The organism is Pseudoalteromonas sp. PAST1, from assembly GCF_021532515.1.
In the GTDB taxonomy this organism is placed as follows: domain Bacteria; phylum Pseudomonadota; class Gammaproteobacteria; order Enterobacterales; family Alteromonadaceae; genus Pseudoalteromonas; species Pseudoalteromonas simplex.
In genome coordinates this window covers 80,838-95,067 of the sequence record NZ_JAKGBH010000013.1, presented here as the reverse complement: position 1 = coordinate 95,067, position 14,230 = coordinate 80,838, and the positions used below count along the sequence as shown (strand labels likewise).

General features: G+C 42.1%; 7 protein-coding genes. 3 read left to right on the top strand and 4 right to left on the bottom strand.

Annotation, left to right across the window (positions count from 1 at the left end; translation table 11 throughout):
• Positions 1-166: 166 nt before the first annotated feature.
• A complete protein-coding gene (locus L1272_RS08595; RefSeq protein WP_194441170.1) occupies positions 167-2,332 on the top strand; it encodes a M3 family metallopeptidase in 2,166 nt (721 codons plus the stop codon).
• Between the two features lie 324 nt (positions 2,333-2,656).
• Here L1272_RS08595 and L1272_RS08590 read toward each other — a convergent pair whose 3' ends face one another.
• Positions 2,657-6,661: a rhombosortase-dependent M36 family metallopeptidase gene (locus tag L1272_RS08590; RefSeq protein ID WP_194441169.1), complete on the bottom strand. Its 4,005-nt coding sequence runs from the start codon at positions 6,659-6,661 to the stop codon at positions 2,657-2,659.
• A gap of 127 nt (positions 6,662-6,788) precedes the next feature.
• Here L1272_RS08590 and L1272_RS08585 point away from each other — a divergent pair, with 127 nt between their 5' ends.
• On the top strand, positions 6,789-7,283 hold the full coding sequence (locus tag L1272_RS08585; protein ID WP_194441168.1) for a hypothetical protein: 495 nt from the start codon (positions 6,789-6,791) through the stop codon (positions 7,281-7,283).
• Between the two features lie 256 nt (positions 7,284-7,539).
• On the opposite strand, the gene L1272_RS08580 is transcribed toward L1272_RS08585, so the two are convergent.
• Positions 7,540-8,241 (bottom strand): M15 family metallopeptidase, encoded by a 702-nt coding sequence (locus L1272_RS08580; protein WP_138600131.1) that lies wholly within the window; start codon positions 8,239-8,241, stop codon positions 7,540-7,542.
• A gap of 52 nt (positions 8,242-8,293) precedes the next feature.
• Complete coding sequence (locus L1272_RS08575; RefSeq protein ID WP_235373207.1) at positions 8,294-9,919, bottom strand: sensor domain-containing diguanylate cyclase; 1,626 nt, start codon at positions 9,917-9,919, stop codon at positions 8,294-8,296.
• Between the two features lie 195 nt (positions 9,920-10,114).
• Here L1272_RS08575 and L1272_RS08570 point away from each other — a divergent pair, with 195 nt between their 5' ends.
• Positions 10,115-11,302: an acyltransferase family protein gene (locus L1272_RS08570; RefSeq protein ID WP_194441167.1), complete on the top strand. Its 1,188-nt coding sequence runs from the start codon at positions 10,115-10,117 to the stop codon at positions 11,300-11,302.
• Between the two features lie 50 nt (positions 11,303-11,352).
• Here L1272_RS08570 and L1272_RS08565 read toward each other — a convergent pair whose 3' ends face one another.
• Positions 11,353-14,226 (bottom strand): FAD-binding and (Fe-S)-binding domain-containing protein, encoded by a 2,874-nt coding sequence (locus L1272_RS08565; protein WP_194441166.1) that lies wholly within the window; start codon positions 14,224-14,226, stop codon positions 11,353-11,355.
• Positions 14,227-14,230 lie beyond the last annotated feature (4 nt).

The window sequence follows — 14,230 nt, the reverse complement described above, 5'->3', positions numbered from 1 at the left end:
GTATGCTGGGCTCATTGATCACATGGTGATACCTGCCTCATATAAGTGCTTTTTTGTAGCACTTTTTGTAATTCGTTTTAACCGCTATGCAAATCAAGAGCTTATAAAACGTATGTGCAAGGTTATATCGACACAATTTAATTTTAAAAATGACAAGAGAAAAACTATGAAACACCTAATCGCAACCGCGATCAGTTCTGCGCTGTTACTCACAGCCTGTTCAGAACCGCAAACAACAACATCAACGCCTAAATCAGAGCAATCAGCGCCTGTTGCTGCAAATGAGCAAGCTAACCCACTGTTTGTGAAAAGCGTATTACAATACGAAACGCCTGATTTCAGTGCGATTAAAGATGAACATTTCATGCCGGCATTTAATAAAGGCATGTCTGAGCAAATGGCTGAAGTGCAAGCTATTATCAACAATCCAGCAAAGCCTGATTTTGCCAATACGATTGTTGCGCTTGAGAAAAGTGGTGAGCTATTAACACGCACACGCAGTATTTTTTATAACTTAGCGGGTACGGATTCAAACCCGGCACGTCGTGAATTACAAAAAGAGTTAGCGCCAAAACTAGCGGCTCATAGCGACAACATTTTCTTAAATAAAGCACTTTTTGAGAAAGTAGCGGCTATTCACAGCGAAGCTGACAGCCTTGCCTTAACTGCTGAAGAAAAGCGTTTATTAGACGTTTACTACAAACGTTTTGTGCGTGCTGGTGCAAAATTAAGTGCAGAGCAAAAACAACAAATTCGTGATATCAATACAAAGCACTCGAGCTTAACAACTCAGTTCTCACAAAACTTATTAGCGCTGACTAAAACAAATGTTGTTTTAGTGGATGACAAAGCAGAGCTTGAGGGCTTACCAGCAGGTCAAATTGAGCAGCTTACCAATGCCGCTGCAGAAGCTGGCCATCCAGGCAAATACCTAATTAAGATCACAAACACCACGCGTCAGCCTATTCTGGCAACACTGAAAAACCGCGATTTACGTGAAAAAGTATGGCGTGCATCAGCTGAGCGTGCATTATCGGGCGAAAATAGTAACCGTGATATCGTGGCAGAACTTGCTCACTTACGTGCTCAAAAAGCGAAACTATTAGGTTACGATAGCTGGGCTGATTTTGGTTTAGAGTCGCAAATGGCGAAAAAACCACAAGCTGTATTTGATATGTTTGCGAGTATGATCCCTGCATTAATGCAGAACGTCAACGCTGAGGCCGCTGCAATTCAAGCTAAGATTGATGAGTCAGGTGAGCAATTCAAATTACAGCCATGGGATTGGTTATTCTACGCAGAGCAAGTGCGTAAAGATAAATACAACCTTGACGAAAATGCAGTGAAAGAATATTTCGAGTTCAACCGTGTTTTAGAAGACGGCGTATTCTTCACCATGAACCGTTTATACGGTATCACCTTTAAACCACGTAACGATATTCCGGTTTATCACCCGGATGTAAAAGCCTATGAGTTATTTGATGAAAATGGTAAAAGCTTAGCCATTTTCTTTGCTGACTACTTCGCGCGTGAAGGTAAACGTGGTGGTGCATGGATGACTTCTTTCGTTAAACAATCTGGCCTTAAGGAACAAAAGCCAGTTGTCGTAAACGTAATGAACATTCAAAAAGGCGCGAATGGCGAACCTACGCTTATCAGTTATGATGAAGCAACAACGATCTTCCACGAGCTAGGCCATGGCTTACACGGCATGTTCTCAAACGTGAAGTATCCTACTCTATCTGGCACCTCAGTATCACGCGACTTCGTTGAGTTCCCATCAACATTTGAAGAAGATTGGGCCATGTACCCTGAAGTTATCGCTAACTATGCAAAACACCATAAAACTGGCGAGCCAATTCCTGATGAGCTACTGAAAAAAGTAATTCAATCACGTAGCTTCAACCAAGGTTTTGATACCCTAGAATACGTTGCTGCTGCACTACTTGATATGGAATGGCATTCACTCTCAGCTGATGCTCCTTTACAAGACATTGAAAAGTTTGAGCAACAAGCGCTTGCAAAACATGGAGTTGATGTAGCATTTGTACCACCTCGTTATAAGTCAGCCTTCTTCTCACACTCAATGGGCGGCGGTTACTCAGCGGGTTACTATGCTTATATGTGGAGTGAAATCTTAGCGGCAGACGCCTTTGCCTTTGTTCAAGAGCAAGGCGGTCTAAAACGTGAAATCGGTGATAAATACCGTAAAGAAATTTTAGAAGTCGGTAACTCACGTGACCTAATGGAATCGTACAAAGCATTCCGCGGTCAAGAGCCAGACACATCAGCATTATTAAAACGCCGCGGCCTAAAAGCAACCGTTCAATAGCTGACCTTAAGCTTTAAGCTGTAAGTCAGAAGTGTGGGGTTATCGAGTGTTTATAACCCCACAGCATTCAACCTGTTGACTCTCCACGTAGGTTGGGTAGAGCGCAGCGAAACCCAACATTAAGAAGCTGTCAGCCTTCAGCTATCAGCGGTCAGACGCGCGAAACAAGTTTCACGCCTACGAAAAGGTGCTAGGTTCTGGGCTCTAGGACGCGATGTAAAGTCGCTGCTAACTTTCCCCTCGCTAACTTTACTCTCGCTAACTTATAAACAAAAAAGCCCTTACAGCGAACTGTAAGGGCTTTGTTATCACTATTTAAAAGTCTTATTTACGTTTACGGCGACGGCCGATAAGCGCTAGTGGTGCAAGTAGTAGTGTTAAGAAACCAAAGCTACCGCTACTAGATTTCTTCTCTTCATTACTTTCTTCTTGTTCAGCTTCGTTAGTTACGGCAACAGTGAACTGCTCAGATACAGAGTCTGTACCATCGCTCACTGTTACTTCAAATACTAACTCGTCATCACTTGAGATAGCACCAGGCGTGAAGCCTAGAGTCGCAGTATCAGCACCTGTAAGTGTTGCAGTTGTGCCGCTTAGTTGCGTCCATGCATAGCTTAGTGTGTCATCACTGTTACGGTCTGACGCTGTTGCTGTTAATGTGCCTGAAGCTGACTCAGACACTGTCGCATCACCTGATACCGAAAGTAATGGTAGTGCATTATCACAAGCGAATGTATCACCAGCAATCACGTTTGAGAAGATTGGTGTCGTTACATTGCTCACAGTTACGTTATCAATCCACCAGCCAAAGCTACTAACGGCATTATCAGATGAAATACGGAAACGAAGCTTGGCACGGTTACCGTTTAGTTCAGTTCCGAAACGAATTGTTTCGTAGTTACCATACACATCGTTTTCATCAACATTGTTACCTGTGAAGGTATCGCGATCTTGTAGTGCTTGCGCGTCGTTTTCGATTAGAGGGCCATCGTAACCAACATCAAATGTACCGCCCATTTCAGTAACATCAACCCAGTTACCGCCGTTTACGCTGATTTCTACAACACCACCATCCCACTCGTTTTCGATTAGGTAGAAGTGCCAGAATGAAACTTCAAAGTCACCCGCAAAACCGATATCAAACTCTCTTGATTCGATTGCAACATCAGACTGGAAGTCATTATTATTTAGGTACATGGTTTGCTCGCCAAGACCAAACCCAAAGCTATCAAAAAATGGAACGTAACCACCTTTTGCCATGCTTTGCGTGCCAACGGCTAGGTCATCACCTGTCATTACGTTTTCTTTCCAGTCACGTAATGATGCACCTGCAATTTCCATATCGTCAGCAGTTTGTGAACTAACTGGTGCTTTATCTTCAAAGTCCATGTTCACAAGATAAGATACTTTATCGGTTGCTGCTTCAACAATTTCGTCATCAGCAGACAGTTCAGGGAATGACACTTCGATTTCAAGTGTATCAGCAGTGCCTGCATCATTTAGCGTAAACGTGATAGGCGCGCTTGTTTGTGAAGCATACGGGTTTGTATCGTCGAATGTAATTAAACCATCATTTTCGAACGTTACATCGTGACCACTAACAACTGTTAACTGTGCTTGTGTACCCGTTAGTACTTCACTACCTGTGTTCATGATGCTAACAGTTAATGTGCCTGTTTCACCTTTATCTAGCACGTTATCGTTTGAACAATAACCTAATTCAGCACCGTTGTAGTTTGCATTCATTGCCACATCTTTCAATGTGAAGCTAGCAAGTTTCATTTTGTCTGATTCAACAACACCGGTTAAATCTTCGCTGAAACGCTCTGGTGCTACAGCACCTAAGCCCATACCACGCTTAGCAAATGCACCTAAGATTAGTTTGTAATCTTCTGGGTCTACTGCGTACGCTGCAGCTAAGATAGCATCACGTGCTTCTGTATATAGCGGAGCAACAGGAGTTAGCTTGTAACCAGCAACTAAGTAGTTAGCCATGCGGTTTTGTGCGTCTTCAAAGCCGTGCTCGTTGATAAGTGCTACATAGCTTTCCCAAAGCATAGTTGCCCAAATTTCACCTGCTGCGTGTGGTGAAGCAACACTTGTTGGTGCAATGCCTACATCAGTACCTTCATTTTCAGTAATGTGACGGAAAGACAGCGGGTTTACTTCCATATTAGTTGAATATGGAACACGACGGATACCGTAGTAGAAATCTTCTACGAAAGTACCGCTACCGTAGGCTTTTTGGAACTTGTCGTTACCTGGAATGTTAATGTCATCAGCTTTAGCAATGAACATAAGTGAGTGGAAATCACCCCAACCTTCGCCCATCGCACGGCCTTGGAAGTTGATAAGACCTGATGAGTTACCCACTAAACGGTTACTGATGTAGTGACCCCATTCGTGAGCAATAATACCGTTATCTAGCGTACCGTCTTTTAACGTTGCTTTGTTGAACATGTTCACAGTAACAGTGTCGCCTGCAGCGATACCATCGTAAAGTGCGTGACCGTCAGCATAGTTCAGACCCATGTTAGGAATGATAACGGCATCATCTTCACCGCCCATCGGCGCTGGTTCATCTGTATCAGGGTTGTTGTTTACAACGATTGCACCAATTGCACCCGCTTCTTGAGCGTGTAGTACTTTTGCTGTGAAGTTACAAGAGCCACGATCAACTAGCGCAATTTTGCCAGCAAGTTCAGCTGCATTTGTTGCTGGTTGACAACCATCTGTTACGCTACCAGAATCGGCATCATCGCCATCAACTAGACGAACAACTTCGCCTGCGATATCAGCAAATTGCATTTGACCAAAGCCTGATACTTTAGAAGACTCTAGAAGACCAATTGATTCGTCAGATGTAACAACCACACCAAAATCTACACCCACTTTCGCATCTTTCGAGTTGTATAAATACATTTGCATGCGTGGGCTTGCACCGTCAGCAGGGGTTGCCATATTAGCGTTATTTAAACCGCTATTATCTTGCGCTTGCGCTTCGATAGGGTCGCCTTCTACACCACCACGGCCGTAGTTTGATACTTGCGCAACATTTGATGTTTCGTCAAAACCATGGTCATAGAAGAAATCGTGTAAGAAGTTGTTCATATAGAACAAGTTAACGATAGCTGCTTTACGGTTGTCGTAGCTGTTTGCTACTTGATCAACTTGATAAGGGTAGTCAAATGTGTAATCTGATGTGGTTTCAGCTGTGAAGTCACCTTCTGTAAAACCTTGTGGTGCGATAACATCAGCATAAGCAAATACGTTATTACCTGATGTTGTTGTAGCATCATCAGCAAGCCATGGATCCATCGTGCTTAATTTTTTGTAGTAAGACAGGCTTACAAGTGGTGCATCTAGGATTTCAGTTTCATCAATTTGATCTGGGCCATCAGCTGGGATCACGTCACCGTGTGGACCTTCCCACGGGTAACCATCTTCGTCAGCCCATACACGGTAGTTAAAGTCTGCCGCGTGTGCTTTTAAGTCTTTCTTGAAATAAACTTTGCTGTTTTGCGCACCAATAACGTAGCTGAAGTAATCGCTTTCTAGGCTGTTTTTATCAGCAACTTCTACTTCAACATAGTATGCAGATTGCAGCTCACCCGCTACTTCAAAGAATACTTTCTTAGCACGTGGCTGACCTAATACAACTTTGTCACCACTTTGGTTAGACACAGTATATTTAACATAGTCGCCTTGCTCAGTTGACTTAGTTAACGACACATTGATATCAGCAAGTTCTTTAATTGCACGTTTAATGCTTTGCTCAGCACTTGTGAACTCACCTAGAGGAGCAACTGAACTCGTCACTTTATTTGCGAAATACCCAGAGCCAGCAACTAAATTATGCTCTTTGTCCATAATCAGGTTATATTCACGGTTGAAAACTTCAACGCCGAGTACTTTTTGCTTGTATTTAGCTGTGATTGAGCCAAGTTTTTGCTCAGATAAATCTGTTAATACAGCACTTGAAAAACCTTTTTTCGCAGTGCTAACACCCGTTAAGGCATTTAAATAAAAATCTGCAGCATAGGCATTACGTTGCTCAGGAAGCACCATCGCCATATCAGGTTTAGCTTGACCAACTGCTTTCCATAAGAACGTAGCTTTACCTAACTGCTCATCGAAAATTGATTTGTGACCCGAAACAGTTCTTCGCTCAGCTAATGCACGTTGTTGAGATACTTGGGGGTTGAATTGCACTTGTGAGCTAACGCTTGAAGTATTATAAAAACGAGTTTGTTCGCTTGCCTGTACTTGAGATGATGCCAAAATAGCCGTTACCATAGTAGCAACTGCTGTTACTTTAAATTGTGACATTATTTACGTTCCCTATTGTTATATTTTTATTTTCGGTTAACAATCATAACCAATTCCAATGTACCTAATAGAACAATTAAAAAACAGAATTAATTGTAAAAAAAAGTAACAAAAAAACAGGTGAGGTATGAAAAAAACACTTACAATACAATTCATTATATTGACTTTAGCTCTAATGACTGGCTGTCAAAAAAATGAAATAAGCGAGCAAGATACAGTACAACAACCAACAACCAGTTCACAAAAAGAACAAATCTCAGTTAAAGATGTTAAAAAATCAGTCGAAATCAACAAGCAAAAATTTACGAACGCTTTTAGTAATAATGGCGAAAAAATTACCTTTGATGCACCTACTTTAACCAAGGGCACAGAAGTCTTTAATCACGCAATGCAAGAGCGCGGCATTGCAACGGGTGCAATTTACTTAACGCTAAAAGAAAATAGCTTACCGGTAGAGCTTAGCAGTCAATATGCGCTGAAAAAAATGACCAACAAAAGCTACCGTTACCTTGCAGAAAAAGACACTGATTTACTGCAAGTGCAAAACGCTTTTAAACAAAATGCCAATGTCGATATTGTTGAAATTAAAGTTGATTATTCACCGGTAAAAGAGGTGATGTAGGTTGGGTAGAGCGCAGCGAAACCCAACGTGAAGAAGCTGTCAGCCTGTAGCAGCGGGTTTAGCCCGCGTCATGATGCGCTAGGTTCTAGAAGGAGCTGTCAGACGCGTGAAACAAGTTTCACGCCTACATCAAACCGTAGGCGTCATGCTTGCATGGCGTGTCTAACATTCAACGCCATTTAATCAAGCTAACTCAACATTCAAAAACAACACTTTCGGCTTAAAACTTACAGCTGAAAGCTTTAAGCTGTTTTACCTACTCCACCACAAAATCAAAATAGGTTGCGGGGTATGCTTGCGGTTTGTAAGTAAAATGCCACCATTCCATTGAATAAGGCGCAAAGCCGGCCTCAGTCATCAGGCTTTTTAATTTGTATCGATTGGCTTTTTGCTCTGCACTAATGCGTGGGTCGTCGGTGTTAGAAAGAGTGTCGAACATATCAAATGGTGAGCCCATATCGAGCTCTTCGCCTTTTGCATCAACTAACGTTAAATCAATCGTTGAACCACGGCTGTGACCCGATTTAGCAGCGATGTAATCACCAAGCAGTTTGTCTTTGCCTAAGTTTGGATAAAACTCAGCTTTAGTGCGGGTATCTTCTAAATCGTTAACCCAACGTACAAAGTGATCAACAGCGCGCTGCGGGCGATAACAATCATATATTTTCAAGCTCAGGCCTTGGGTTTGCGCTGCTACTTGCACTTTTTTAAGGGCTGTAGCAGCACTGTTGTGCAATAAACATTTTGGCGCGTTGTAACCATCAACTGGTTTGCCAACAAAGTTGTGATGGCCAAAATAACGAATATCTAACACAGCATTAGGTAGCAAAGCACCAACATCCACAAATTCGCTACGTTTATCATCGCTTGAGTCTGCATAAACATTGCCTGTTAAAATAACAGCAATACTTAACAAGGAAATGGATTTAGTTAAACGAGTCAAAAAAGTGAATGCCATTTTGGTTTTCCATAAATAACTTAATAACGTTCACTATTGCACATTAAATAACTTATTCCAAGATTGGAGACTCAGAAATAGTTGCGAAATCTTGCCCATAACTTGCATTAACTACAGAACGATTGCGGCCCGTTTTTTTAGCCTGATATAAGGCTTGGTCAGCGAGCTTAAGTACTTCATCAATGTTCAGTTGCTCAATCGGCCAACCAGATATACCAATAGATACATTAATGCAGCCAACAGGGTCAATGTAGCTTTCAGATATCCGCATCCGCAAGCGTTCTGCAAGCTGATACGCCCGTTTGACCTCAACTCTTGGCATGATCACAATAAATTCTTCTCCACCAGTACGAGCAACAACGTCGCTATCACGAGTTACATCTAACAAAATTTTAGCAAGCGACTGCAATACCACATCACCAATATCATGCCCAAATTCGTCGTTTACCCGCTTAAAGTGATCAATATCGATTGCCAAAACTGCAAACGGGCAGCGCTGTGCAATAAAATGACTTAACTGCGCATCAAAGCTTCTACGGTTGTGTAACCCTGTTAGTGAGTCTGTCTGTGCTTCTTGACGTAACAAACCAATTTTACTGTGTAATAAACCAACTCCCTTTAACATTGCTTTTCTAAGCTCATTACTTTCAAAATACCATGAACGAATTAGCATTAACTCGCGTGTTGTGGTTGGCCTATCCAACGTATTTGCGGTTTCAGCAAGTTGCCTCAATGGGCTCGCTATTTTTCTAGCTAATACCCAAATTAATATTAAAGTGATGACACCCACAGGCGCCGTTTTTATGAAGACTTGCCACATTAAATTATCAAGCGGTGCTAATGTGTCTTCAAGGGGTCGTTGTGCAATGACTCCCCAAGGAGCAACGGTTAAGGGAGCAAAGCCAGCCAACATTTCAACCCCTTTGCTATTACTTAATAGTTCAGTTCCGGCTTGCCCTTTCAAAACAGCCTTGATCACAGGGTTTTCAAAAACTTGCTCCCCTATCCTTTTTGTATCAGGGTGATAAAGCAAGCGATGATTCTCATCAACAACATATAAATATGAACCATCGCGATAATAGTGAACTTGTAAAAGCTGGTTTAGAATGCTTGTGCGCTTCAAATATAATGTACCGCCGACATAGCCAATGAATTCACCTTGCTTATCAAATAAAGGCTGAGAAATAAAAATCAGCAAATTTCCCGCCATCGAAATATACGGTTCGCTGATCATCGGGGTTCGATAAGAAAGCGCAGCTTTAGTCCCAAAACTATCAACTTTGCGATTTTTAAGTTTTAAGGATTGCGGTGATACCCCTAAGATATCGCCTTGTTTATTAACAATAATGGTCGAGTTAAAACTGTTAGTTTGTAATCTCAATCGTTCTGCTTCAGCATTTATCAACCCTTGATTATTAAAGTCATTTTCAAGAATTTTACCTACATAAGCCAGTTGCTGCTGCGCCGCCAATAAAAAATTATCGGTGGCCGATACCAGTTTAGCTGCGTAAGCTTTGTGATTTTCAAGCGTTTTATCTATTAGTTGTTGCTTTTGAACTTGATAGCTCGAGTAATAACTGTTTAGAAAGGTGATTAGCGTTGCCGAAAACGCTAATAATAAAATTAAGCGGCGCAGATTTAAACCTGCCTTAAGACCATTAAGCACTGTAATTCTCACATCAAAGCCCAATGTCCATATCGGGTACATCTAATACATTTATACTAGCAATTTATCACTACAGCCTCTATAAAACTTTCGTCATAATTTGATTTAGCTCAATGATGATGCAATAAAATCAAAATTTATATTGACAAATAAACTTGCCCAAAAGGAATAATTTATTACAATAAAGAAAAAATATAGAAATTTTTCATGTTTAAACATAGTTCTGCGATCATCAATAAACTCCCTTCACATCGCCTGATGGCGTTAGATGTAATGCGCGGTTTGACTATTACCGCAATGATATTAGTGAATAACCCTGGCAGCTGGGGAGCGATGTATTGGCCTTTAAAGCATGCTGACTGGCATGGTTGGACACCTACCGATTTAATTTTTCCGTTTTTTATTTTTATTGTCGGCATGTCTATCACGCTATCAGTAAATAGCTTGCGTGCTAAAGGGATCAGTGATCAACACATACTAAAAGCAGGGGTTATTCGTACCATTAAACTCATTGCCCTCGGTTGGTTTTTAGCCTTGTTTTATTACAACTTTCGAGACCCTTCTTTTAGCTGGGTTGATGACAAGTTATTGCAACTGCGCGTGTTAGGCGTGCTGCAACGTATCGGTTTGGTCTATTTAGTAGCTCTGTGTTGTTATCTTTATTTATCACCTAAGAAAATAGCCATAACTTGCATCACTCTTTTATTGTTTTACGGCGCTGCCATGCTTTATATCCCGTATACCTTGCCAAACGGCGAGGTAGTGAGTGGTTTATGGTTACATGGCAATAACTTAAGTGCCTTCATAGACAATACCGTACTTGGTAGTCATCACCTGTATTATGCCAATGCTAAGCCACTGCCATTTGACCCTGAAGGACTGTTCTCAACACTGCCTGCCATTGCAAGTGCGCTAAGCGGCATATTGGCTGCGGTTTATTTAACTAAGCAACCCGACCTTAAAAAACAAGCCCGTACACTTATCTTACTGGGCACATTAGCCGTTATTGCTGGCTATGCGATTGCACCAATAACACCTATCAATAAAGCCTTATGGACGCCGAGCTATGTGCTACTCAGCTCAGGGCTTGCAGCGATTTTCTATGCACTGTGCAGTGCTATTTTAGATATTTATAAGCTGCGTAGTTGGGGCGCTCCGTTTATTGTATTTGGTGCGAATGCGATATTATTTTTTATGTTTGCGGGCGTGTTTGCACGGCTATTAATTATGATCCCGCTCGGCGATAGCAGTTTAAAAGGCAGTATTTATGGCTTAATACAATTAGTGATCAGCAATGATCACCTCGCTTCATTTAGCTTTTCACTGCTGTTTTTAATGGTGTCTTATGGTGTGATGTACGGCTGCTACCGCAAAGGCATTTTTTGGAAAGTGTAAGCTTTAAAAAATAGATGAGCCAGTCAGCAACTGGCTCATCAAATTAGCAATTAAGCCTGTTTTATTGCATGGCTTTGCTGATCGAGTAGATACAAAATTGATTGATAACTAATGCCACTGTGTTCAGTTAAACCAATTTCGCAACTACGGCTATTAGACACGCCGCGATTACAATTTTTTGGTACTTGTTGTTTAAGGGTTTTTAACGCATTGCCATTGAGTTCTGGCAAGTTAAAGCCCTTATCACCTGCAAAACCACAACACTCAATATCAGCTGGAATAATCACCTCATTACTACATGCCTTGGCAAGTGATACTAGGTTTTGCTCTTTACCTAATCGCTTAGAACTACAAGTAACATGGAGCATCACGGGCTCATTTACGGGGGTTACCTGCAAATTAGGCAGTAAATGCTGGGCTGCAAAGTCAGCACTTTCATAAATTTTGAGTGCTGTATTTTGCGCGGCATTAAAAGTAGTAAGTGCACAAGGGCTGGCATCAAAAACAATGGGATATTGGCCATTATTTGAAAGCGTCTCGAGCTCAGTAAGTAACTGCTCACTTTTATTTTTAGACTCTTCATTAAAGCCTTGGCTAGCAAATGGCATACCGCAACAAAGTGAATCTACTTGTTGCGGAAGTAGCACTTCATAGCCTGCTTTAGCTGCGAGTGAATAGATAACATCTAGCAGTGGGCGCTTATCATCCGCAAACTTATCGGGGGCAAAAATCCGGCTGGCGCAGCTTGGCATATACACCAACTTTTTCGTTTGTTGGAGCTGCTTGAATTGCTTATTAATTGGTTGCTCAGCTCTTGGCCATGCCGAGTAATAAAGCGGTGTACCAAGCAACTTATTGGCAGGCTTGCTTAGGCTTCTTAGCTTACTGCTGCCGATTGCTTTTTCGAGCACCTGCATCACAGTTAAACCAAACCGTGCACCCTTAGCAACAACCGCAAAATGCTTGCTAGCAAAACGTGATAATGATCGCGCAACTTTGTTTGATGAGGCTTGCTCTGCTCTGAGCGATTTTATAAATTCGCCCGTGTTTATTCCCACCGGGCATTTAAGGCCACAAAGGCCCGTTGCCGCGCATGAATCAATACCTAAGTATTTAAAGTCGGCCTCGATAACACTGAGCTTTTGATTTAACTTCTGCTTGCTTGCTAAATCTTCGGTTGTTAGCAATTGATTGTGTAACTCGGTGCGGTGTCGCCATAAAGTAATACGCTGCCTCGGTGTTAAGCTAAGCCCTTTTGACGGGCAAACAACTTCGCAAAAACCACATTCAATACAGGTATCGATAATATCATCACTTTTTGGCATGACTTTTAAATGCTGAGTGTGAGCATTTTTGTCGTGATTTATAATAACCCCAGGGTTAAGAATATTTTGTTTATCGAATAATGCTTTAAGCGCAACCATCACCGCAAAGCCATCGTCTCCCCATTCGGTGGCAACAAACGGTGCCATGTTACGCCCAGTACCATGCTCAGCTTTTAATGACCCTTTTAGTTCAACCGCCACTAAGTTCGCCACATCAGCCATAAATTGTTCGTATCGGCTTACTTGCTCTGGTGTATCGAAAGCTTGGGTGAATACAAAATGCAGATTTCCGGCAAGGGCATGCCCAAAAATAATGGCTTCATCATAACCATATTTGATAAATAATTGATGCAGCGCATTTACGCCCTCAGCTAATTTATCAAGAGCAAAGGCAACATCTTCAATAATCACAGTAGTGCCAGTTTCGCGCACTGCACCAACCGCAGGAAAGGTGCCTTTGCGGATATTCCAAAGTGCCGCATTACGGGCGCTGTCTGCTGAAAACTCAATCGCTGCCAGTTGGCTTTGCTTAAACTCAGCAAGAAGTTGTTCGGTGACCTTAGTGAGCACATCGAGAGCCTGTGCATTTTCAGCTCTTAACTCGATTAACAGTGCCGCTGACTGCTCAGGGTAGCTGGCCACTTCTTTTGGCATTATGGCATGCTCAGATACCGACATCAGGGCACGTTTATCTAGCAGCTCAACGGCCGCAACATCAACTCCACTCAGCCTTTGCACCAGCTCACACACCTTGCTAATGTCATCAAAAATAAAGAAACCTGTGTGTTTGTACTTATGCTCAACCACTGTGTGGTAAGTGATATCGGCGATAAAAGCTAAGGTGCCTTCAGAGCCGATAATTAAGTGCTTAATGATTTCGATTGGATCAGAAAAATCCAGCAGTGCATTTAAACCATAACCCGTGGTATTTTTTAAACGGTATTTATGGGCGATGCGCTCACTCAAATCGGGGTTTTGCTTTACCCTATCAACAAGGCTCATTAGCTCATCAACCCAAAGACTATGGCTTTGTAAAAAGGCATTACAGCTTTGGCTATCAGCCGTATCTAGCACAGTGCCATCGGCAAAAATGAGGGTCATATCTTTTACTGTGTGGTAGCTGTTTTGCGCCACCCCACAACACATACCCGATGAATTATTTGCCGCCATTCCGGCTATTTTGCAGCTATTAATTGAAGCAGGATCAGGGCCAATTTTTTTACCAAACGGGGCTAATACTTGATTTACTCGAGCACCAATGATCGACGGTTGTAAACGGATTGCCTCGGCGTCATCAATAATCTCAAACTTGCTCCAACTATCGCACAATAAAACTAATACCGAATCGGTAATTGCTTGCCCAGATAAACTCGTGCCAGCGGCGCGAAAAGTAATGGGAACCTGTAGCTCGTTGGCAGTAATGATCACTTGCCGTGCTTGATTTTGATTGCTCACTAATACAATTAACTCAGGGATTAATCGATAAAAGCTAGCGTCAGTCCCGTACGCATAACGGCGCGAGTAATCTTCTATTAATGCAGACTCTGGTAAAAAAGGTTTAATTTGCTGTTTAAATGCGTGCAATCGAGTTAAAGCCATCTCG